The following is a 21,645-nucleotide window of genomic DNA, read 5'->3' on the forward strand; positions in this document are numbered from 1 at the left end:
CCTTTGTTCTTTGAGCGCCACGGTGGTGGTGAGCGAGTAATCCTCGTTCACTTGGATGGACAGGACCCTGAGGCGCGCGAAGATCCGCAGGAGTTTCAGGAGTTGGCAAATTCGGCCGGCGCCGAGACCGTTGCGTTTTTTAACGTGCCGCGTCATCGGCCAACCGCCAAATACCTGATTGGCAGCGGCAAGGTCGAGGAACTGCGCGACCTGGTTCATGCCGAAGAAGCCGATCTGGTGATCTTCAATCACACCCTCACGCCCAGTCAGGAACGTAACCTCGAACGTGTTTTCGAGTGTCGCGTGATCGACCGTACCGGTCTGATTCTCGATATTTTCGCCCAGCGCGCCCGCACCCATGAAGGTAAGCTCCAGGTTGAACTGGCCCAGCTTGACCACATGAGCACGCGCCTGGTTCGCGGCTGGACTCACCTTGAGCGTCAGGGTGGCGGTATCGGCATGCGTGGCCCGGGTGAAACCCAGCTGGAAACCGACCGGCGTCTGCTGCGGGTTCGCCTGCGCCAGATCAAGGGCCGCCTCGAAAAAGTGCGCAGCCAGCGTGAACAGTCGCGACGTGGCCGTTCCCGTGCGGATATCCCGACCGTGTCCCTGGTGGGGTACACCAACGCCGGCAAGTCCACGTTGTTCAATAACGTGACCAAGTCGGATGTGTACGCGGCCGACCAACTGTTCGCTACCCTCGACCCGACCCTGCGGCGTCTGGACATCGACGACCTGGGGCCGATTGTGCTGGCCGATACTGTGGGTTTCATTCGTCACCTACCCCACAAGCTCGTCGAGGCATTTCGGTCTACGCTCGAAGAGTCGAGCAATTCCGACCTGCTGTTGCACGTGATCGATGCGGCCGAACCGGATCGCATGTTGCAGATTGAACAGGTCATGGTGGTGCTGGGCGAGATTGGTGCCCAGGACTTGCCGATCCTCGAGGTCTATAACAAACTCGATTTGCTTGAGGGCGTTGAGCCACAGATCCAGCGCGACGAGAACGGCAAGCCCCAGCGGGTCTGGCTGTCGGCGCGAGATGGCAGTGGTTTGGAGCTGCTGGAACAAGCCATTGCCGAATTGCTCGGCAGCGATTTGTTCGTCGGCACCTTGCGCTTGCCGCAGCGTTTTGCTCGACTGCGTGCGCAGTTTTTCGAGTTGGGCGCGGTACAGAAAGAAGAGCACGACGAAGAAGGTGTCAGCTTGCTGGCCGTTCGATTGCCACGCTCGGAACTCAATCGGCTGGTCAGCCGAGAGGGTGTTGTACCGGCAGAGTTCATCGAACAACACACTTTGCAATAAAAGCCTGAGAAAGCGGTTGTGCCGCAGTAGCAGGCATTCTGTAGCATTGGTCGGCGCGCCGTGGGTGCGTCTTTGCTTTATCAGATGGAGAGCGCTATGGCTTGGAATGAGCCGGGTGGCAACTCGAATAATCAGGATCCTTGGGGTGGTAAGCGCCGCAATAATGGCGACCGCAAGGGGCCACCGGATCTCGACGAGGCCTTCCGAAAGCTGCAGGAAAGCCTGAATGGGTTGTTCGGTGGTGGAAAAAAACGTGGTGGTGACGACGGCGGTCGCACAAGCAAGGGCGGTGGCTATGGCCTGCTGGGCCTGGGTCTTGTCGTGCTCGCGGCCGTATGGCTGTACAGCGCGGTCTACGTGGTGGACGAGCAGGAGCAAGCCGTGGTGCTGCGCTTCGGCAAGTACTACGAGACTGTCGGGCCAGGCCTGAACATCTATTTCCCGCCGATCGACAAGAAGTACATGGAGAACGTGACGCGTGAGCGTGCGTACACCAAGCAGGGCCAGATGCTGACCGAAGACGAGAACATCGTCGAAGTGCCGCTGACCGTGCAGTACAAGATCAGCAACCTGCAAGACTTCGTGCTGAACGTTGATCAGCCGGAAATCAGCCTGCAACACGCAACCGAAAGTGCCCTGCGCCACGTGGTGGGTTCCACCGCCATGGACCAGGTGCTCACCGAAGGTCGTGAGTTGATGGCCAGCGAAATCAAGGAGCGTCTGCAACGCTTCCTCGACACTTACCGCACCGGTATCACCGTTACCCAGGTGAACGTACAGAGCGCAGCGGCACCGCGTGAAGTGCAGGAAGCCTTTGACGACGTGATCCGTGCACGTGAAGACGAGCAGCGTTCGCGCAACCAGGCTGAAACCTATGCCAACGGCGTTGTGCCGGAAGCCCGTGGTCAGGCCCAGCGCATCCTTGAAGATGCCAACGGTTACCGCGATGAAGTGGTCTCCCGCGCCAAGGGTGAGGCAGATCGTTTCACCAAGCTGGTCGCCGAGTACCGCAAGGCTCCTGAAGTGACCCGCGAGCGTCTGTACCTGGACACCATGCAGGAAGTCTTCAGCAACACCAGCAAGGTTCTCGTGACCGGCAGCAAAGGTGGGCAGAACAACCTGCTGTACCTGCCGCTGGACAAGATGATCGAAGGTGGTCGTAGCGGCGCCAGTGCACCGTCCACCGGTTCGAATGCCGCTGCCAACGAAGCGAGCGCCCGTGCGGCCGCTGACTTGCTGCAACAGCAAACACGTACCAGGGAGAGCCGTTGATGAGCAATAAATCGCTGACCGCCCTGATTGTGGGCGTCGTCGTGGTCATCGCTGCCTGGAACTGCTTCTACATCGTCGCTCAGACCGAGCGTGCGGTGCTGCTGCAATTCGGTCGCGTGGTCCAGGCGGATGTCCAGCCGGGCCTGCATGTGAAAGTCCCCTACGTCAACCAGGTGCGCAAGTTCGACGCCCGCCTGATGACCCTGGATGCACCGACACAGCGCTTCCTGACCCTGGAAAAGAAAGCCGTGATGGTTGACGCCTACGCCAAGTGGCGCGTCAAGGATGCCGAGCGCTTCTACACTGCGACTTCCGGCCTCAAGCAGATTGCCGACGAGCGTTTGTCCCGTCGTCTGGAATCGGGCCTGCGTGACCAGTTTGGTAAGCGCACCCTGCACGAGGTGGTATCCGGTGAACGTGATGCGCTGATGGCTGACATCACCCGTTCGCTGAACACCATGGCGGAAAAAGAGCTGGGTATTGAAGTGGTCGACGTTCGCGTCAAGGCCATTGACCTGCCCAAGGAAGTGAACCGCAGCGTGTTCGAGCGTATGAGCACCGAGCGTGAGCGTGAAGCGCGTGAGCACCGCGCCAAGGGTAACGAGTTGGCTGAAGGTATCCGTGCCGATGCCGACCGTCAGCGTCGTGTACTGCTGGCAGAAGCTTATCGTGAGTCTGAAGAGGCTCGTGGTGACGGCGATGCTCAAGCCGCGGCGATCTACGCCAAGGCCTACGGCCAGGACCAGGAGTTCTACGCGTTCTACCGTAGCCTGCGCGCTTACCGTGAAAGCTTCGCGAACAAAACCGACGTACTGGTGTTGGACCCAAGCAGCGACTTCTTCCGCTACCTGGAAAAGTCCAAGTAACCAGCCCGTGATTCTGTAAGGCGCACTCCGTCGGGCGGCTAAAATGCCTGGCGGGGTGATCCTTTCAGAAAACGGGTGTATGATGCGGCAGCCGGGAAATTCCCGGCTTTTTTGCGTCTGCATGTTTGATTCGGCAGGCGTGACAGGTTTTTCGAGGAAAGTGCCCGACGAGGCCGTTTGCAGGCCGTTCGTCACGTCGCTCTTGCGCGTGGTTTATGCAAGGGGCGGGTATTTTCTGCTTCACTCAAGGCTCGGCCGAGGGCTGGCCGCCCGGATCAAAGGGGAATGGCGTAATGGCAACGGTAGACCGCTGGCTGCTGCCAGATGGCATCGAAGAAGTACTGCCACCAGAAGCTGCGCGCATTGAAGTAGCGCGTCGCCAGGTGTTGGATCTGTTCCAGAGCTGGGGTTACGAGTTTGTCGTGACTCCCCATATTGAGTACCTGGAATCCCTGCTGACCGGCGCGGGCCAGGACCTGGATCTGCGCACCTTCAAGGTCATCGACCCGCAATCGGGCCGGCAAATGGGGTTCCGTGCCGACATCACGCCACAAGTGGCGCGCATCGATGCGCACACCCTGCGTCGTGAAGGCCCGAGCCGTCTGTGCTACGCCGGCAGCGTACTGCATGCCCAGCCGCGCGCGTTGTCGTCTTCCCGTAGCCCGATCCAGTTGGGCGCCGAGTTGTACGGCGATGCCAGCCCGAGCAGCGATGTGGAAGTGATCAGCCTGATGCTGGCCATGCTGCAACTGGCGGATGTGCCGGACGTGCACATGGACCTGGGCCACGTCGGTATCTACCGTGGCCTGGCGCGTGCTGCCGGGTTGTCCGGTGAAGTGGAGCAACAGTTGTTCGATGCCCTGCAGCGCAAGGCGATCGATGAAGTGATCGCTCTCACCGAGGGTGTGCCTGCTGAGCTGGCTGGCATGCTGCGGGCGCTGGTAAATCTGTGCGGCGGCCGTGAAGTGCTGGTGGCTGCGCGTGAGCGCCTGGCCAATGCGCCGGCACCGGTATTGGCGGCACTGGATGATGTGCTGGCAATTGCCGAGCGCCTGTCAGCACGGTTCCCGGAGCTGCCGCTGTATTTTGATCTGGGTGAATTGCGCGGCTACCACTACCACACCGGTGTGGTGTTCGCGGTATTCGTCCCGGGTGTTGGCCAAGCCATCGCCCAAGGTGGTCGCTATGACGATATCGGCGCCGACTTCGGTCGTGCGCGTCCGGCCACTGGTTTTTCCACCGATTTGAAAACCCTGGTGACCCTGGGGCGTGCTGAGGTCGAGCTGCCGTCTGGTGGCATCTGGATGCCCGACAGTACGGACGCAGCGCTCTGGCAGCAGGTTTGCCAGTTACGCCGTGAGGGTCAGCGTGTAGTCCAGGCCTTGCCTGGGCAGCCATTGGCCGCCGCCCGTGAAGCGGACTGCGACCGGCAATTGATTCAGCAGAACGGGCTTTGGCAAGTATCGCCACTGGCTTCTTGAGTTTTCCTGCCGGCCATCGCCGGCACCAAGTTTGCGCGAATGAGGACAAGTGTTATGGGTAAGAATGTCGTAGTCCTGGGCACCCAATGGGGTGATGAGGGCAAAGGCAAGATCGTTGATCTGCTGACCGAACATGCTGCCGCCGTAGTGCGCTACCAAGGTGGCCACAACGCTGGCCACACCCTGGTCATCGATGGCGAAAAAACCGTCTTGCACCTGATCCCGTCGGGTGTCCTGCGCGAAGGCGTGCAGTGCCTGATCGGCAATGGCGTGGTGGTTGCACCTGACGCCCTGCTGCGCGAGATCACCAAGCTGGAGGAGAAAGGCGTACCGGTGCGCGAGCGCCTGCGTATCAGCCCGTCCTGCCCGCTGATCCTGTCCTTCCACGTTGCGCTGGACCAAGCCCGTGAAAAGGCGCGTGGCGAGCTGAAGATCGGCACCACCGGTCGCGGCATCGGCCCGGCCTACGAAGACAAGGTTGCACGTCGTGGCCTGCGTGTGGGCGACCTGCTCAACATGCCGCGCTTTGAAGACAAGCTGCGTGAACTGGTGGATTACCACAACTTCATGCTGGTCGGTTACTACAAAGAGCCAGCCATCGAGTTTGAAAAGACCCTGGCCGAGTGCAAGGAATACGCTGAGCTGCTCAAGCCGCTGATGCTGGACGTGACGGCCGAGCTGCACGACCTGCGTCGCGCTGGCAAGGACATCATGTTCGAAGGTGCCCAGGGTTCGTTGCTGGACATCGACCACGGTACCTACCCGTACGTGACCAGCTCCAACACCACCGCTGGCGGCGTTGCGACCGGTTCTGGCGTTGGCCCGATGTTCCTGGACTACATCCTGGGTATCACCAAGGCCTACACCACTCGCGTAGGTTCGGGCCCGTTCCCGACTGAGCTGTTCGACGACGTCGGCGCGCACCTGGCCAAGCAAGGCCACGAATTCGGCGCCACCACTGGCCGTGCTCGTCGTTGCGGCTGGTTCGATGCCGTTATCCTGCGTCGCGCTATCGATGTGAACAGCATCTCGGGCATCTGCTTGACCAAGCTGGACGTACTCGACGGTCTGGAAGCCATCAACATCTGCGTCGGCTACAAAGACGCCCAAGGCAACGATGTTGCCCCGACTGACGCTGACAGCTACGTGGGCCTGCAGCCTGTGTACGAAGAAGTGCCAGGCTGGACCGAATCGACCGTGGGCGCCAAGACCCTGGAAGAGCTGCCAGCCAACGCCCGCGCCTACATCAAGCGTGTGGAAGAGCTGATCGGTGCGCCGATCGACATTATTTCGACGGGCCCGGACCGCAACGAGACCATCGTTCTGCGTCACCCGTTCGCGTAATAAGCTGTTGATGTGAAAAGCAAAGGGCTCCTTCGGGAGCCCTTTGTCGTTTCTGCCTGGCAAGCGGCACGACCCTTGCTGTGTTTCCCTCTTTCGAGGTGCTATCAAATTAGTGGCACCCGTAGTGGAGGGATTTCCAGTGTCTGCCGTTCTCTCGTTGTTACAAAGCCGTCTGTTGCGGCCTGTGTTCGTTACCCTTGGTATCGCTCTTTTGGTGCAAGTGCTGGTGGCCGTCGCGCTGACGCGGAGCACGGTGACGGCGCTGGAAGCCGATTTGGGCAATCGCCTGGGCATTGATAGCCAGAAGTTGTCTGGCGAACTGGCCCAAGCTGGCAAGGAAGTCACGTCCAGCCTGGACAGCCTGTCCGCCAGCACGCGCCAGCGACTGACAACTGGGCTTTCCACGCGCTTGCAGGAAGAGCAAAAGCAGTTGCGTGCGACGCTGGAAAAAGACCTGCAGGACTCCGCCAATGACATGGCGCAACTGCTGGCCTCGGTCGCGCCCCGTGCCATGTGGGACAGTGACGTGCCGACCCTTTCTGAGTTTGCCCGCCGGGCCCAGCGCAACCCCAATGTGCTGTTCGTGGTGTATGACGACGCCGCAGGCGAGCACCTGACGCGTTATCTGAACCGTGAGAACCCGATCAACCAGGCGTTGCTGGCAAAAGGCGCGGGTGAGCGTGCTCTGGATAAGGTACTGGACGCGGCCAAGACTGATCCTTCCGTGTACTACGTTGAAGCCTCCATCAGCCCCAACGGTGTGGAAATCGGCAAGGTGCGCATGGGCGTGTCGACCGCTGCGGTTGAGGCCGACCTTCAAGCCTTGGATAAGCGCTTTGCCGCGCTGATCGCCAGCGGTGATCAACTGGTGGGTGATAGCCTCAAGGGAGCCGCCGCTGACAGCGCCAACGCCATGGGTGCCCGGCTGCAATCGGCACAAGCCACTGCCACGCAAATGACGGCTAACACTGCCGCCGCCGTGCAAGACGCGGCGGGCACCCTGCGCTGGCGCATCGGCATGGGGCTGGCACTGGTGGGGCTTGGGGTATTGCTGCTGATCGCCATTGTGCTGGGGCGACGCGTGGTCAATCGCCTGAAGTTGCTGATTGCCGCGATGGATGATTTGGCGGCCGGCGAGGGCGACCTCACCAAGCGCGTGCAGATCAACAGCAAGGATGAAATCGGCGATATGGCCTCGGCGGTCAATCGCTTTGTGGATAAGTTGCAGCCCATCGTGCGGGAGGCAGGCGACGTGGCCCAGCGTACTGGCGTGGAAATCGGCGCCATGACGTTGCGCAATGCTGGCGCCGATGCGGCGGCGGGCTTGCAGCGTGATGAAGTGGCCGAGAGTTTGCGCGCTTTGTCGCAAATGGCCGATGAGGCCCAGGCCGAAAGCCACGCCATGCAGGCGGCCCTGCAGCAGGTGGTGGATATTCGCCAGGCCACGGATGAGAACTCACGGACCTCGGCCGAAGTTGGCAGCTTGATCGAGGCGTTGGCGGGGCAGGTGCAGGCCGGTTCCCAGGTAATCGAACGGCTGGCGCAGCAAAGCGAACAGATTGAAGTGGTGTTGACCGTGATTCACGGTATCGCCGAGCAAACCAACCTGCTCGCTCTCAACGCGGCCATCGAAGCGGCACGGGCTGGCGAGACTGGGCGCGGCTTTGCGGTGGTGGCCGATGAAGTGCGTGCGCTGGCCAGCAAGACTCAAAGCTCCACTGGCGATATCCAGGCGCATATTGTTGCGTTGCAGCAGGGCGCGCGTGAGGCCGTAGAAACCATCGGCAAGGCGGGGCGCCAGGCCAGTGAGGGCTTGCTGGTGCTGCGCGACAGCGTGCGCTTGCAGCAGACGGTGCAGGCTTCTGTGGAGCAGGTGCATGCGGCGATAGGCCTGGCGACGCGCGCGGCCGAGCATCAAGCCCTGGGCGCGCATGCGGTGCGTGGGCGCGTGGAGGTGATCCATGCCCAGGCCGAGCGTGCGGCGCAAGCGGTGGTGGAGACGACGGCCAGTGGGAAGGTGCTGGATGGGTTGGCGGCGCAGTTGAAGGCGAGCTTGGGGCAGTTCAGGGCGTGAGGTTGTCTGGACGGGCCTCATCGCAGGCAAGCCAGCTCCCACATTCAACTGCATTCCAAAGTTGGAGCGCGGTCAACTGTGGGAGCTGGCTTGCCTGCGATAGCTGTTTCAGCGGCTCAAATACATCCGCGTCGTAAGTAGATACACCGGCAACCCCGACACCAGAATCAACAACGCCGCATACGGCGCCGCCGCCGCAAATTCCACATTCGAGGTATGCGCCCAGACGGCCGTCGCCAAGGTATTCAGCCCGGTCGGGCTCAACAGCAATGTCGCCGTCAATTCCTTCATCGCATCCAGGAACACCAAGGCAAACGCCGCCCCCAGCGCCGGAAAGATAATTGGCAGCGTCACCCGGCAAAACGCACTGAAGGACGATGCGCCTAACGTGCGCGCAGCCTCTTCCAACTGTGGCGCCGCCTTGTTCAGCGCTGTACGAATCGGCGCCTGCGCCAATGGCAAAAACAGCAGCGCATAAGCAATCAGCAGCAATGCCGAGGTCTGGTACAGCGCTGGCACGTAATGCAGGGCGAAATACACCAGGGTCAACGCAATCACCAGGCCGGGCAGGGCATGCAGTAAGTACGGCAAGCGTTCGGCCCATAGCGCCAGTTGGCCTTTGTAGCGCACCACCAGCAAACCAACCGGTACTGCCAGTACCAGGCACAGTGCGGCGCCGCCCAGCGAGAGCGCCAGGGAAGACAGCAGCGCCTCACCGATCTCGGCCATCGGAAACGCTGCCGACGAACCGACTGCCAACCAATACCCGAGCATTCCCAGTGGGATGCCACTGCCAATGATCGCCAGCGCCAGGCAATACACCTGGCCCAATGGCGCCCACTTGCCCAGTCGAACCTGCTCGGCGTGCCGCGCCGCGCCCTGGCCGATGCGCACGTGCCGGCCTTTGCCGCGTACGCGCAGTTCCAGCCATAGCAGGGTCAGGCACATCACCAGCAGCACTGCCGAGAGCATTGCCGCATTGGCATTGCTGAACTCCAGTTCGAACTGCTGGTAGATCGCGGTGGTGAAGGTCTGCAGCCCAATGATCGACAGCGCGCCGAATTCCACCAGCATGTGCAGTGCGATCAATAGTGAGCCGGCCAGCAGCGATGGCCACAGCAGCGGCAAGGTGATGCGAAAGAACACGCCCCAGCGGTTGAGCCCCAGCGTGCGGGCCGATTCTTCCAGGGAGGGGTCAAGATTGCGTAGCGTTGCCGCCACCGGCAGAAATACCAGCGGGTATTTGGACAGGCTCATCACCAGGATCGCGCCGCCAAGCCCCTCGAACTGGGCGCTCAGCGACACCCAGGTAAAACTGCTGACGAACGCCGGCACCGCAAACGGCAGGCACAGGATCACACCCCAGATGCGCCGCCCTGGCAGGTTGCTGCGTTCCAGCAGCCAGGCCAGGGACAGGCCGATCACGCCGCAGGTCAGGGTCACGCCTACCATCAGCGCCAGGGTGTTGCGCAGCAGTCCGAACACATAAGGCCGCCACAGTAGATGCATCGCCTCCGTCCAGCCCGCCTGCCAGGCTTTGAGCCCGACGTAGGCGAGCGGCAACAGGCTCAGGCCAACCAGCAACAGCACAGGTAGCAGCAGCCAGATCGACGGGCGTTTGCGACGGGGGGTGAACCCCGCGACGGAAAGCGATGGGTTCATCAGTTCAGGCCAACGTCACGTTCCAGTTCCAGGGCTTCTTCGGCGTTACCCAGGTCTGCGGGGGTGACCTTTGGTGGCTGCAGTTCGCTGAATGGCTTGAGGCCGCGGTTCGATTCCATGCCCTTGCGCAGCGGGTATTCGGCCGAGGTGTTGGTGATCACGCGCTGGCCTTCTTCACTGGCCATGAATGCCAGCAGTTGCTGAGCTTCTTTGGGATGTTTGCTGGATTTGAGTGCGGCAGCGGAAGATACGGTGATCAGGCCGCCAGCATCACCATCGGTGAAGTAGTGCAGTTGGGAATCCAGATTGGTTTTTTCCTTTTTCAGAGCAAACCAGTAGTAGTTATTCACCAGCACGGTGGCTACTTCGCCTTTTTCCACGGCCTTGAGGGCGACCATATTGTTGCTGTACACCTTGCCGAAGGCGCGCAAGCCGGTCAGCCACTCTTCGGCAGCTTCGCGACCGTGCAGCTTGATGATTGCCACCGCTTGTTCCTGGAAGGCGCCGCTGGTGGGCACGAAGCCGACCTTGCCTTGCCACTCGGGGCCGGCGAAATCCAGGACGGATTTGGGCAGGTCCTTTTCAGCAATCAGTTTTGGGTTGAACGCCACGACACGGGTGCGTGCAGTCACGCCCATCCAGTCGCCGTTGCGGCCAACGTAATCCTTGGGCAGCACGTCCAGGGTGCTGGCATCAATTTTTGCCAACAGGCCTTGCTCGCCGAGTTTGTTCAGGGGCGGTGATTCTTCGGTGTAGATGACGTCTGCAGGGGAGCGCTCACCTTCTTCGACGACCTGGCTGGCCAGCTGGTTGCTGCTACCTTTGCGCACGTTGACGTGGATGCCGGTCTTGGCTTCGAAGGCCTTGGCGAGTTCATCGCCGACTTCTTTGTGTTGGCCGTTGTATAAGGTCAGGGAGACCTTGTCGGCAGAATGGGCGGCGGGCGAGAGCAGGGTCAGGCTGAGTAGGGTGAGGGTCAGGCCGCGCAGAAGGGATGTCTTGAGTCGATTGTCACGGATCATCATCCGAAGTGTTCCTCGCTTATGTGCAACAAATCATTGCAAGGATAAACGATAAATCTTCTCAAGTGCGGATGAGGGGAAAATCACTGGGGAAGTTTTCAAACCCCGGAAACGAAAAAACCCGCTTTCGCGGGTTTGATCTGAATTTGGTGCCCAGGAGAAGACTCGAACTTCCACGACCTTGCGATCACCAGCACCTGAAGCTGGCGTGTCTACCAATTTCACCACCTGGGCATTATCTAACAACGTTGCCGCTGTTGATGGGGCGAACTATACGGCGGGGCTTTTGATCTGTAAACCCCTGATTCGAAAAATATAAATCAATTTTTCCGTTAAAAATCAGAGGCCTGAAACGAAAAAACCCGCTTTCGCGGGTTTGATCTGAATTTGGTGCCCAGGAGAAGACTCGAACTTCCACGACCTTGCGATCACCAGCACCTGAAGCTGGCGTGTCTACCAATTTCACCACCTGGGCATTATCTGACAACGTTGCCGTCGTCGATGGCGCGCACTATACGGAGCGATATTTGAGCTGTAAACCCCTGCCATGAAAAAAGCCTGGAAAATTTCGCCAGTGGTCGTGCAAGGTGCGCGCCGGGGGTCGCAAAGGGCTTTTAAACGCTTGTTGATACCTGAAATTTCCCGTTTCAATACGCGTATGCCAAACTAACCCGCATATAGACAAGGTGAAAACTCTCTAATGGCCGATTGGCAGTCCCTCGATCCCGAGGCCGCTCGTGAAGCGGAAAAATATGAAAACCCTATTCCTAGCCGCGAACTGATCCTGGCGCACCTCGCCGATCGTGGTTCGCCTGCTAGCCGTGAGCAACTGGTTGAAGAATTCGGTCTGACCACCGAAGACCAGCTCGAAGCCCTGCGCCGCCGTCTGCGTGCGATGGAGCGCGATGCTCAATTGATCTACACCCGTCGTGGCACTTACGCGCCGGTCGACAAGCTGGACCTGATCCTGGGTCGCATTGCCGGCCACCGTGACGGCTTCGGCTTCCTGATCCCGGACGATGGCAGCGACGACTTGTTCATGAGCCCGGCGCAAATGCGTCTGGTGTTCGATGGCGACCGTGCCCTGGCGCGGGTTTCTGGCCTCGACCGCCGTGGTCGTCGTGAAGGCGTGATCGTCGAAGTGGTGTCCCGCGCCCACGAATCCATCGTCGGCCGTTACTTCGAAGAAGGCGGCATCGGCTTCGTTGTGCCGGATAACCCGAAGGTCCAGCAGGAAGTGCTGATCACCCCGGGCCGCAATGGCGCCGCGAAGGTCGGCCAGTTCGTCGAGGTGAAAATCACCCACTGGCCTACTGCGCGCTTCCAGCCCCAGGGCGATATCGTTGAAGTGGTCGGCAACTACATGGCGCCGGGCATGGAAATCGACGTTGCCTTGCGCACCTACGATATCCCTCACGTCTGGCCTGAGGCCGTGCTCAAGGAAGCCGCCAAGCTCAAGCCGGAAGTCGAAGAGAAAGACAAAGAAAAACGCATCGACCTGCGTCATCTGCCGTTTGTCACTATTGACGGTGAAGATGCCCGCGACTTCGACGATGCGGTCTACTGCGAAGCCAAGCCTGGCAAGCTGCGCCTGTTCTCCGGCGGCTGGAAGTTGTACGTCGCGATTGCCGACGTATCCAGCTACGTGAAGATCGGTTCGGCCCTGGATAACGAAGCCCAGGTGCGCGGCAACTCCGTGTACTTCCCAGAGCGCGTGATCCCGATGCTGCCCGAGCAGCTGTCCAACGGCCTGTGCTCCCTGAACCCGAAAGTCGACCGTTTGGCCATGGTGTGCGAGATGACCATCTCCAAAACCGGCGAAATGACCGACTACCAGTTCTACGAAGCGGTGATCCACTCCCAGGCACGCCTGACCTACAACAAGGTCAGCACCATCCTGGAAACGCCGAAGACCAGCGAAGCCAAGGCCCTGCGTACCGAGTACGCTGGCGTGGTGCCGCACCTCAAGCAGCTGTACTCGCTGTACAAGGTGTTGCTGGGTGCCCGTCATACCCGTGGCGCGATCGATTTCGAAACCCAGGAAACCCGCATTGTCTTCGGCTCCGAGCGCAAGATTGCGGCGATCACCCCGACCACCCGTAACGACGCGCACAAGCTGATCGAGGAGTGCATGCTGGCGGCCAACGTGGCCACTGCCGAGTTCCTCAAGAAGCACGAAATTCCTGCGTTGTACCGTGTGCACGACGGCCCGCCGCCGGAGCGCCTGGAAAAACTTCGCGCCTTCCTCGGCGAACTCGGCCTGTCCCTGCACAAAGGCAAGGACGGCCCGACGCCGAAGGATTACCAGGCCCTGCTGGCCAGCATCAAGGACCGTCCGGATTACCACGTAATCCAGACCGTGATGCTGCGCTCGCTGAGCCAGGCGGTGTACAGCGCCGATAACCAGGGCCACTTCGGCCTGAATTACGAGGCGTACACCCACTTCACTTCGCCAATTCGGCGTTACCCGGACTTGCTCACGCACCGGGCGATCCGCAGCGTGATCCATTCCAAGCAGAACACCCCGCACGTCAAGCGCGCCGGTGCCATGACCATTCCGAAAGCACGGATCTACCCGTACGACGAAGCGGCCCTGGAACAACTGGGCGAGCAGTGCTCCATGAGCGAGCGCCGCGCTGACGAGGCCACCCGCGACGTGGTGAACTGGCTCAAGTGCGAGTTCATGAAGGATCGCGTGGGCGAGTCGTTCCCGGGTGTCATCACCGCCGTGACCGGCTTTGGCCTGTTCGTCGAGCTGACCGACATCTACGTCGAGGGCCTGGTGCACGTCACCGCCTTGCCGGGTGATTACTACCACTTCGATCCTGTGCATCACCGCCTGGCGGGCGAGCGCACCGGTCGCAGCTTCCGCTTGGGCGATACCGTTGAAGTGCAGGTCATGCGTGTCGATCTCGACGAGCGCAAGATCGACTTCGGCATGCCTGACAAGCCGGCAGAGCCTGCGGGTCGTAAAAAACGTGGTGAAACCACGGCGCCTGCGTCCAAAGGCAAAGCGGCCACCCCAAAAACCACGGCCGAGCCTGCACCTGCCAAGGCTGGTCGTCGTTCTTCCGCCAAGGACAAGGCCCCTGAAGCCTACCGCCCAAGCGACGCGGCGGCGAAAAACGCCGAGCTGCGCAAGAGCCGCGAGTTGAAGCAGCAGTTGCTCAACGAAGCCAAAAGCGGTGGTAAAGCGGCGTCTGGGGGAAAGTCCCACGGGGCGGAAAAGCCGTCTAGCAAGCCAAGTAAACACCGTAAAGGCCCGCCAAAAGCGGGTTCGGCTCCCGCAAAAAGCGGCGGGTCGCGCAAACCTAAGGCCAAGTCATGAGTCTGGAAAAAATCTACGGCGTGCACGCCGTAGAAGCACTGCTGCGTCACCATCCCAAGCGCGTCAAGCAGGTGTGGTTGGCCGAAGGTCGCAGCGAGCCGCGCGTACAGGCGCTGGTCGAGTTGGCTACGCAGAATAAGGTTGCCATCGGCCAGGCCGAGCGTCGTGAAATGGACGTGTGGGTCGAAGGCGTTCACCAAGGTGTGGTGGCTGACGTCAGTCCGAGCCAGGTGTGGGGCGAGGCGATGCTCGACGAGCTGCTAGACCGTACCGAAGGTGCACCGTTGCTCTTGGTGCTGGACGGCGTGACCGACCCGCACAACCTCGGCGCCTGCCTGCGTTCGGCGGATGCTGCCGGTGCGCTGGCAGTGATCGTGCCCAAGGACAAGTCCGCGACCCTGACGCCGGTGGTGCGCAAGGTCGCCTGCGGTGCGGCGGAAGTGATTCCGCTGGTGGCCGTGACCAACCTGGCGCGTACCCTGGAGAAGCTCCAGCAGCGCGGCCTGTGGGTCGTGGGCACGGCGGGGGAGGCTGAGGTCAGCATTTATGACCAGGACCTTACCGGCCCTACCATCCTGATCATGGGCGCCGAAGGCAAAGGCATGCGCCGCCTGACCCGTGAGCATTGCGATTATCTGGTGCACCTGCCGATGGCCGGTAGTGTCAGCAGCCTCAATGTGTCGGTGGCGACGGGCGTGTGCCTATTTGAAGCCCAGCGTCAGCGTGGTGCCAAGGCTAAGGCCAAGCCCAAGAAGTAATCACCATGTGGGGCTTGCCCCAATCCTGATGTAGGAGCGAGCTTGCTCGCGAAAAACGTCAACGATAACGCGGGCTTCCTGAATGAGCGCGGTGTCTGTGAGTTTTTCGCGAGCAAGCTCGCTCCTACATTTGTGTTTGTGGTGCTTGGGGTTGTTCAAATAATCACCAATTGCCTTGCGCCGCTTCTCCCCCTTCTCTACAATTGCGCCCCTTGCCTTCCTGGCAGGCACCGATGTGCCTCCCCTGCGGCAAGATCCATAAGTGTCATTCACTCCTTGTCTGACCGTTTTTGAGCGGCAGGCTACAACCCGTAAGGAGCATTCATGCGTCATTACGAAATCATCTTTTTGGTCCACCCGGATCAAAGCGAGCAAGTCGGCGGCATGGTTGAGCGTTACACCAAGCTGATCGAAGAAGACGGCGGCAAAATCCACCGTCTGGAAGATTGGGGCCGTCGTCAACTGGCCTACGCAATCAACAATGTTCACAAGGCTCACTACGTGATGCTGAACGTTGAGTGCACTGGCAAGGCCCTGGCCGAGCTGGAAGACAACTTCCGCTACAACGATGCTGTGATCCGTAACCTGGTCATCCGTCGCGAAGAAGCCGTTACTGGCCAATCCGAGATGCTCAAGGCTGAAGAAAACCGCAGTGAGCGCCGTGAGCGTCGCGACCGTCCTGAGCACGAAGGCGCTGATAGCGCTGATAGTGATGACAGCGACAACAGCGATAACGCTGACGAGTAATCCACGGACCTTTTAAGGAGCCTATCAAATGGCACGTTTCTTCCGTCGTCGTAAATTCTGCCGCTTCACCGCTGAAGACGTGAAAGAGATCGATTACAAAGATCTCAACACTCTGAAAGCCTACGTATCCGAGACCGGCAAAATCGTTCCAAGCCGTATCACCGGTACCAAAGCACGTTATCAGCGTCAGCTGGCCACCGCTATCAAGCGCGCCCGCTTCCTGGCCCTGCTGGCCTACACCGACAGCCACGGCCGCTGAGACCGGGCAGTCGACAAGTAGTAAGGGATTGAATGCATGCGCGCCTTAGCTGAGTTCATCATGCGCGGTCGCGTGCAGGCCACTCTGGTAGTGGCTGGATGTGCGGCATTGCCGTTGCTTTATTGGTTGGGTGCTGCCGCAGGTTGCCTTGTGCTACTGCGGCGCGGTTTGAAGGACGCCCTTGGCGTTCTTGCCCTGGGTTTGTTGCCGGCCTTGATCTGGTGGCTGCAAATGGGTGATCCACGGGTACTTCTGGTACTGCTGGGGTCATCGAGCCTTGCGTTGGTTTTGCGCGCAAGTGAGTCCTGGGTCCGCACGCTGCTGGTCAGCGTGGCATTGGGGTTGGTGTACTCAGTGATGCTTGGCGCGGCTTTCCGCCCGCAGATCGAGGCGCTGGCGCAGGAGATCGTCAAGATCCTGCCGTTGGCCCTCGGGGATCTCTACCAGCATTTGTCGGTAGATGAGCGAGCGCGGTTTGCGTCACTGATTGCCCCGGTCCTGACCGGCCTGATTGCGGCTTTGTTGCAGGTCGTCAGCGTGCTGAGCCTGATTCTTGGGCGTTATTGGCAGGCGTTGTTGTACAACCCGGGTGGTTTTGGTCGCGAGTTTCGCAGTATCAGAATCCCAGCGGGGCCGGCGATGTTGCTGCTGGCGTGCATGGTTGTCGGGCCGAACTTCGGCCCACAGATGGCCTTGCTGGCGCCGATTTGCAGCGTACCGCTGGTGTTTGCCGGGCTGGCCCTGATTCATGGGCTGGTTGCGCGAAAGCGCCTGGCCAGGTTCTGGCTGGTGGGGTTGTACGTCACGCTGTTGCTGTTCATGCAGCTGATCTATCCGTTACTCGTGGTCTTGGCCATTGTTGACAGCCTGATTGATTTTCGCGGTCGTCTGGCGTCGAAAGACGCCGATAACGCGAACGGTGAAGGTTAAAAGTTAGAGGATTTTCACATGCAACTGATCCTTCTGGAAAAAGTCGCCAACCTGGGCAACCTGGGCGACAAAGTGAACGTTAAGGCCGGCTACGGTCGTAACTACCTGCTGCCATACGGCAAAGCCACCGCTGCAACCGCTGCCAACCTGGCTGCGTTTGAAGAGCGTCGTGCTGAGCTGGAAAAAGCCGCAGCAGACAAAAAAGCGTCGGCCGAAACTCGCGCTGCCCAACTGGCTGAGCTGGAAGTGACTATCACTGCCACCGCTGGTGACGAAGGCAAGCTGTTCGGTTCGATCGGTACCCACGACATCGCTGATGCCCTGACCGCCTCCGGCGTTGAAGTGCAGAAGAGCGAAGTTCGTCTGCCGAACGGCACCATCCGCAACGTAGGCGAATTCGACGTAGCCGTGCACCTGCACGCCGAAGTTGAAGCCACCGTACGCGTTGTCGTGGTAGCAGCTTAAGTCGCACCTAACTGACTGGCACCTCGCGTGCCAGCCGGTTAACATCGGGCACGATCCTGTTTACAGGTCGTGCCTTTTGTTTTTCTACACACCCCAAATTCCAAGTGGCCATGAACGAAATCTCCGCTCCTGAGCAATACGATCTGCAAACCGCTGCCCTAAAGGTGCCGCCGCATTCCATCGAGGCCGAACAGGCCGTGCTCGGTGGCTTGATGCTGGACAACAACGCCTGGGAACGCGTGCTGGATCAAGTCTCGGACGGTGACTTCTATCGTCATGACCACCGCCTGATCTTCCGCGCCATCGCCAAGCTGGCCGACCAGAACTCACCGATCGACGTGGTAACCCTGGCCGAGCAGTTGGACAAGGAAGGCCAGACCTCCCAAGTGGGTGGTCTGGGCTACCTCGGTGAGCTGGCAAAAAACACGCCGTCCGTCGCCAACATCAAGGCCTATGCCCAGATCGTCCGCGAGCGCGCCACGTTGCGCCAGTTGATCGGCATCAGCACCGAAATCGCCGACAGCGCCTTCAACCCCGAAGGCCGCACCGCTGCCGAGATCCTTGACGAAGCCGAGCGCCAGATCTTCCAGATCGCCGAGGCCCGCCCGAAAACCGGCGGCCCGGTCAGCGTCAACGACCTGCTGACCAAAGCCATCGACCGCATCGACACCCTGTTCAACACCGATGCCGCGATTACCGGTATTTCCACCGGTTACACCGACCTCGACGAAAAGACCAGCGGCCTGCAGCCGTCCGACTTGATCATCGTCGCCGGTCGTCCGTCCATGGGTAAGACCACCTTCGCGATGAACCTGGTGGAAAACGCCGTGTTACGCAGCGACAAGGCGGTGCTGGTGTACTCCCTCGAGATGCCAGGCGAATCGTTGATCATGCGTATGCTCTCGTCGCTTGGCCGTATCGACCAGACCAAGGTGCGTTCCGGCCAGCTTGAAGACGACGACTGGCCGCGCCTGACCTCAGCGGTCAACCTGCTCAACGACCGCAAGCTATTCATTGATGACACTGCGGGTATCAGCCCGTCCGAAATGCGCGCGCGTACCCGGCGCCTGGTGCGTGAGCATGGCGACATCGCCCTGATCATGATCGACTACCTGCAGTTGATGCAGATCCCCGGTTCCAGTGGCGACAACCGTACCAACGAGATTTCTGAAATCTCTCGTTCCTTGAAGGCCCTGGCCAAGGAATTCAACTGCCCGGTGGTGGCGTTGTCCCAGCTCAACCGTTCCCTGGAACAACGTCCCAACAAGCGTCCGGTGAACTCCGACTTGCGGGAATCCGGAGCGATCGAGCAGGACGCCGACGTGATCATGTTCGTGTACCGCGACGAGGTGTACCACCCCGAGACGGAACACAAGGGCATTGCCGAAATCATCATCGGCAAGCAGCGGAACGGCCCGATCGGGTTTATCCGGTTGGCGTTCATCGGCAAGTACACGCGTTTCGAGAACCTGGCGCCGGGTAGCTACAACTTCGACGACGACGAGTAGTTTCAAGCGCCTGTAAGGGCCTCATCGCAGGCAAGCCAGCTCCCACATTTGGAATGCATTCCCCTGTGGGAGCTGGCTTGCCTGCGATGGGGCCACCACAATTCCGACTACTACCGTCGGAATTGGTCAAAATTTGTGCTATATTCCGCGCCCGCGATTTTTCATCTTCACACCGGTCACCGTCATGCAAACAGCCAAGCCGTTATTTGACTATCCCAAGTACTGGGCCGAATGTTTCGGTCCTGCGCCATTCCTGCCGATGAGCAGGGAGGAGATGGATCAGCTTGGCTGGGATTCGTGCGACATCATCATCGTCACCGGTGATGCCTATGTTGACCACCCATCGTTCGGCATGGCGATCATCGGCCGGCTGCTGGAGTCCCAGGGCTTTCGCGTCGGGATCATCGCGCAACCGAACTGGCAGTCCAAAGACGACTTCATGAAGCTCGGCGAGCCGAACCTGTTCTTCGGCGTCGCGGCCGGCAACATGGACTCGATGATCAACCGCTACACCGCGGACAAGAAAATCCGCTCCGACGACGCCTATACCCCTGGCGGCATGGCCGGCAAACGTCCCGACCGTGCAAGCCTGGTGTACAGCCAGCGTTGCAAGGAAGCCTACAAGAACGTGCCGATCGTGCTTGGCGGCATCGAAGCTTCCCTGCGTCGTATCGCCCACTACGACTACTGGCAGGACCGCGTGCGCAACTCGATCCTGATCGACGCCACCGCCGATATCCTGCTGTACGGCAACGCCGAGCGGGCCATCGTCGAAGTTGCCCAGCGTTTGTCGTGGGGCCACAAGATCGAAGACATCACCGATGTGCGCGGTACCGCGTTCATCCGCCGTGATACGCCGGCCGGTTGGTACGAAGTGGATTCCACGCGCATCGACCGTCCGGGCAAGATCGACAAGATCATCAACCCGTACGTCAACACCCAGGACACCCAGGCCTGCGCCATCGAGCAGGAAAAGGGGCCGGTGGATGATCCGGAAGAAGCCAAGGTTGTGCAGATCCTGGCCAGCCCGCGCATGACCCGTGACAAGACCGTGATCCGCCTGCCATCGGTGGAAAAAGTCCGCGGCGACGCGGTGCTCTATGCCCACGCCAACCGCGTGTTGCACCTGGAAACCAACCCAGGCAACGCCCGCGCCCTGGTGCAGAAGCACGGTGAAGTTGACGTGTGGTTCAACCCTCCGCCCATTCCGATGACTACCGAAGAAATGGACTACGTGTTCGGCATGCCTTATGCCCGCGTACCGCACCCGGCGTATGGCAAGGAGAAGATCCCGGCCTACGACATGATCCGTTTCTCGGTGAATATCATGCGTGGCTGCTTCGGCGGCTGCACCTTCTGCTCGATCACCGAGCACGAAGGCCGCATCATCCAGAACCGTTCCGAAGAGTCGATCATTCGCGAGATCGAAGAGATCCGCGACAAAGTGCCGGGCTTCACCGGCGTGATCTCCGACCTCGGCGGCCCGACGGCGAACATGTACCGCATCGCCTGCAAGAGCCCGGAAATCGAATCCGCGTGCCGCAAGCCGTCGTGCGTGTTCCCTGGCATCTGCCCTAACCTGAACACCGACCACTCGTCGTTGATCCAGCTGTACCGCAGCGCCCGTGCGTTGCCGGGTGTGAAGAAGATCCTGATCGCTTCCGGCCTGCGCTACGACCTGGCCGTCGAGTCGCCGGAATACGTCAAAGAGCTGGTCACCCACCACGTCGGTGGTTACCTCAAGATCGCCCCGGAACACACCGAGGAAGGTCCGCTCAACCAGATGATGAAGCCGGGCATTGGCAGCTATGACAAGTTCAAGCGCATGTTCGAGAAGTACACCAAGGAAGCGGGCAAGGAGCAGTACCTGATCCCGTACTTCATCGCCGCCCACCCGGGTACCACCGATGAAGACATGATGAACCTGGCCCTGTGGCTCAAGGGCAACGGCTTCCGTGCCGACCAGGTGCAGGCGTTCTACCCGTCGCCGATGGCCACCGCCACCGCGATGTACCACTCGGGCAAAAACCCGTTGCGCAAGGTCACCTACAAGAGCGACGCGGTGACCATCGTCAAGAGCGAGGAGCAGCGCCGCCTGCACAAGGCGTTCCTGCGTTACCACGACCCGAAGGGCTGGCCGATGCTGCGTGAAGCATTGACCCGCATGGGCCGTGCCGACCTGATCGGGTCGGGCAAGGACCAGTTGATCCCGCTGCACCAGCCGTCCACCGACAGCTACCAGAGCGCCCGGCGCAAGAACTCGACGCCGGCCGGCAGCCATAAGGTCGCCAAGGAAACCACCACCAGGATTCTCACCCAGCACACCGGCCTGCCACCCCGTGGCAGCGACGGCAGCAACCCGTGGGACAAGCGCGAGCAAGCCAAGGCTGCGGCCCAGGCGCGCAATAAGCAGGCGGCCAAAGAGCGCAGCGATGCGGCCAAGGGCAAGGGCGGCAAGCCTACGCGCAAGCCGGTTGTACCGCGGTGATCGACGCCTGAAATGCAAAACGCCAGCCTCGTGCTGGCGTTTTGCTTTCTGGTCGGTGGTGAGTCTGTTTGGTAAGGTGGCGCCCATTAGATTTCTATCGCAGGCAAGCCAGCTCCCACAGGAGAATGTATTTCAA

16 protein-coding genes and 2 tRNA genes are annotated in these 21,645 nt (G+C 60.4%); 14 read left to right on the forward strand and 4 right to left on the reverse strand.

Annotated features, from left to right (window positions below; translation table 11 throughout):
* Positions 1-3: 3 nt before the first annotated feature.
* The 6 genes from hflX (at position 4) to OC445_RS08195 (ending at position 8,342) form a co-directional block, all read left to right on the forward strand.
* Entirely contained in the window at positions 4-1,305 is a 1,302-nt protein-coding gene (gene hflX, locus OC445_RS08170) for a ribosome rescue GTPase HflX (RefSeq protein WP_003188061.1), read from the forward strand.
* Positions 1,306-1,401: 96 nt separating this feature from the next.
* Entirely contained in the window at positions 1,402-2,577 is a 1,176-nt protein-coding gene (gene hflK / locus OC445_RS08175) for an FtsH protease activity modulator HflK (RefSeq protein ID WP_003188062.1), read from the forward strand.
* Positions 2,577-3,443 carry a protease modulator HflC gene (gene hflC / locus OC445_RS08180; RefSeq protein WP_003188064.1) on the forward strand — a complete coding sequence of 289 codons (867 nt, stop codon included), beginning with the start codon at positions 2,577-2,579 and terminating at the stop codon, positions 3,441-3,443. The genes hflK and hflC overlap by 1 nt, the downstream gene beginning before the upstream one ends.
* A gap of 293 nt (positions 3,444-3,736) precedes the next feature.
* Complete coding sequence (locus tag OC445_RS08185; RefSeq protein WP_034125649.1) at positions 3,737-4,924, forward strand: ATP phosphoribosyltransferase regulatory subunit; 1,188 nt, start codon at positions 3,737-3,739, stop codon at positions 4,922-4,924.
* A 54-nt stretch (positions 4,925-4,978) separates the two neighbouring features.
* Positions 4,979-6,268, forward strand: a complete 1,290-nt coding sequence (locus OC445_RS08190) for an adenylosuccinate synthase (RefSeq protein ID WP_014716669.1) — start codon at positions 4,979-4,981, stop codon at positions 6,266-6,268.
* 139 nt (positions 6,269-6,407) lie between these two features.
* Positions 6,408-8,342, forward strand: coding sequence for a methyl-accepting chemotaxis protein (locus tag OC445_RS08195; RefSeq protein WP_198790504.1), 1,935 nt, complete (start codon positions 6,408-6,410; stop codon positions 8,340-8,342).
* Between the two features lie 108 nt (positions 8,343-8,450).
* Here OC445_RS08195 and OC445_RS08200 read toward each other — a convergent pair whose 3' ends face one another.
* From OC445_RS08200 to OC445_RS08215, 4 genes are all read right to left on the reverse strand, one after another.
* Positions 8,451-10,004: an ABC transporter permease gene (locus OC445_RS08200; protein WP_034125651.1), complete on the reverse strand. Its 1,554-nt coding sequence runs from the start codon at positions 10,002-10,004 to the stop codon at positions 8,451-8,453.
* A complete protein-coding gene (locus OC445_RS08205) occupies positions 10,004-11,029 on the reverse strand; it encodes an extracellular solute-binding protein (protein ID WP_198790505.1) in 1,026 nt (341 codons plus the stop codon). The genes OC445_RS08200 and OC445_RS08205 overlap by 1 nt, the downstream gene beginning before the upstream one ends.
* A 144-nt stretch (positions 11,030-11,173) precedes the next feature.
* A tRNA-Leu gene (locus OC445_RS08210) sits at positions 11,174-11,260 on the reverse strand.
* Between the two features lie 154 nt (positions 11,261-11,414).
* Positions 11,415-11,501 (reverse strand) — tRNA-Leu (locus tag OC445_RS08215).
* 225 nt (positions 11,502-11,726) lie between these two features.
* On the opposite strand from OC445_RS08215, the gene rnr reads away from it, so the two are divergent.
* The 8 genes from rnr (at position 11,727) to OC445_RS08255 (ending at position 21,509) form a co-directional block, all read left to right on the forward strand.
* A complete protein-coding gene (gene rnr / locus OC445_RS08220) occupies positions 11,727-14,354 on the forward strand; it encodes a ribonuclease R (RefSeq protein WP_054896269.1) in 2,628 nt (875 codons plus the stop codon).
* On the forward strand, positions 14,351-15,112 hold the full coding sequence (gene rlmB, locus OC445_RS08225) for a 23S rRNA (guanosine(2251)-2'-O)-methyltransferase RlmB (protein WP_003188074.1): 762 nt from the start codon (positions 14,351-14,353) through the stop codon (positions 15,110-15,112). The genes rnr and rlmB overlap by 4 nt, the downstream gene beginning before the upstream one ends.
* A 324-nt stretch (positions 15,113-15,436) precedes the next feature.
* Positions 15,437-15,859 carry a 30S ribosomal protein S6 gene (gene rpsF / locus OC445_RS08230; RefSeq protein WP_003236224.1) on the forward strand — a complete coding sequence of 141 codons (423 nt, stop codon included), beginning with the start codon at positions 15,437-15,439 and terminating at the stop codon, positions 15,857-15,859.
* Between the two features lie 28 nt (positions 15,860-15,887).
* Positions 15,888-16,118: a 30S ribosomal protein S18 gene (gene rpsR, locus OC445_RS08235; RefSeq protein ID WP_002551829.1), complete on the forward strand. Its 231-nt coding sequence runs from the start codon at positions 15,888-15,890 to the stop codon at positions 16,116-16,118.
* A gap of 36 nt (positions 16,119-16,154) precedes the next feature.
* Positions 16,155-17,048: a hypothetical protein gene (locus OC445_RS08240; protein WP_014716675.1), complete on the forward strand. Its 894-nt coding sequence runs from the start codon at positions 16,155-16,157 to the stop codon at positions 17,046-17,048.
* 18 nt (positions 17,049-17,066) lie between these two features.
* The gene (gene rplI / locus OC445_RS08245; protein ID WP_003171376.1) at positions 17,067-17,513 is read left to right on the forward strand and encodes a 50S ribosomal protein L9; all 447 of its coding nucleotides are present in this window, start codon (positions 17,067-17,069) and stop codon (positions 17,511-17,513) included.
* Positions 17,514-17,623: 110 nt separating this feature from the next.
* The gene (dnaB, locus tag OC445_RS08250; RefSeq protein ID WP_003188079.1) at positions 17,624-19,021 is read left to right on the forward strand and encodes a replicative DNA helicase; all 1,398 of its coding nucleotides are present in this window, start codon (positions 17,624-17,626) and stop codon (positions 19,019-19,021) included.
* A gap of 184 nt (positions 19,022-19,205) precedes the next feature.
* Positions 19,206-21,509, forward strand: a complete 2,304-nt coding sequence (locus OC445_RS08255; RefSeq protein ID WP_034125867.1) for a YgiQ family radical SAM protein — start codon at positions 19,206-19,208, stop codon at positions 21,507-21,509.
* Positions 21,510-21,645 lie beyond the last annotated feature (136 nt).

The sequence above is a fragment of the Pseudomonas sp. Pse35 genome, assembly GCF_024519715.1.
GTDB classification, from domain to species: domain Bacteria; phylum Pseudomonadota; class Gammaproteobacteria; order Pseudomonadales; family Pseudomonadaceae; genus Aquipseudomonas; species Aquipseudomonas paracarnis.

Coding starts and splice junctions, on each gene's coding strand:
- hflK (WP_003188062.1), top strand. CDS start 1,402: ATGGCTTGGAATGAGCCGGGTGGCAACTCGAATAATCAGGATCCTTGG.
- hflC (WP_003188064.1), top strand. CDS start 2,577: ATGAGCAATAAATCGCTGACCGCCCTGATTGTGGGCGTCGTCGTGGTC.
- OC445_RS08185 (WP_034125649.1), top strand. CDS start 3,737: ATGGCAACGGTAGACCGCTGGCTGCTGCCAGATGGCATCGAAGAAGTA.
- OC445_RS08190 (WP_014716669.1), top strand. CDS start 4,979: ATGGGTAAGAATGTCGTAGTCCTGGGCACCCAATGGGGTGATGAGGGC.
- OC445_RS08200 (WP_034125651.1), bottom strand. CDS start 10,004: ATGAACCCATCGCTTTCCGTCGCGGGGTTCACCCCCCGTCGCAAACGC.
- OC445_RS08205 (WP_198790505.1), bottom strand. CDS start 11,029: ATGATGATCCGTGACAATCGACTCAAGACATCCCTTCTGCGCGGCCTG.
- rnr (WP_054896269.1), top strand. CDS start 11,727: ATGGCCGATTGGCAGTCCCTCGATCCCGAGGCCGCTCGTGAAGCGGAA.
- rlmB (WP_003188074.1), top strand. CDS start 14,351: ATGAGTCTGGAAAAAATCTACGGCGTGCACGCCGTAGAAGCACTGCTG.
- rpsF (WP_003236224.1), top strand. CDS start 15,437: ATGCGTCATTACGAAATCATCTTTTTGGTCCACCCGGATCAAAGCGAG.
- rpsR (WP_002551829.1), top strand. CDS start 15,888: ATGGCACGTTTCTTCCGTCGTCGTAAATTCTGCCGCTTCACCGCTGAA.
- OC445_RS08240 (WP_014716675.1), top strand. CDS start 16,155: ATGCGCGCCTTAGCTGAGTTCATCATGCGCGGTCGCGTGCAGGCCACT.
- rplI (WP_003171376.1), top strand. CDS start 17,067: ATGCAACTGATCCTTCTGGAAAAAGTCGCCAACCTGGGCAACCTGGGC.
- dnaB (WP_003188079.1), top strand. CDS start 17,624: ATGAACGAAATCTCCGCTCCTGAGCAATACGATCTGCAAACCGCTGCC.
- OC445_RS08255 (WP_034125867.1), top strand. CDS start 19,206: ATGCAAACAGCCAAGCCGTTATTTGACTATCCCAAGTACTGGGCCGAA.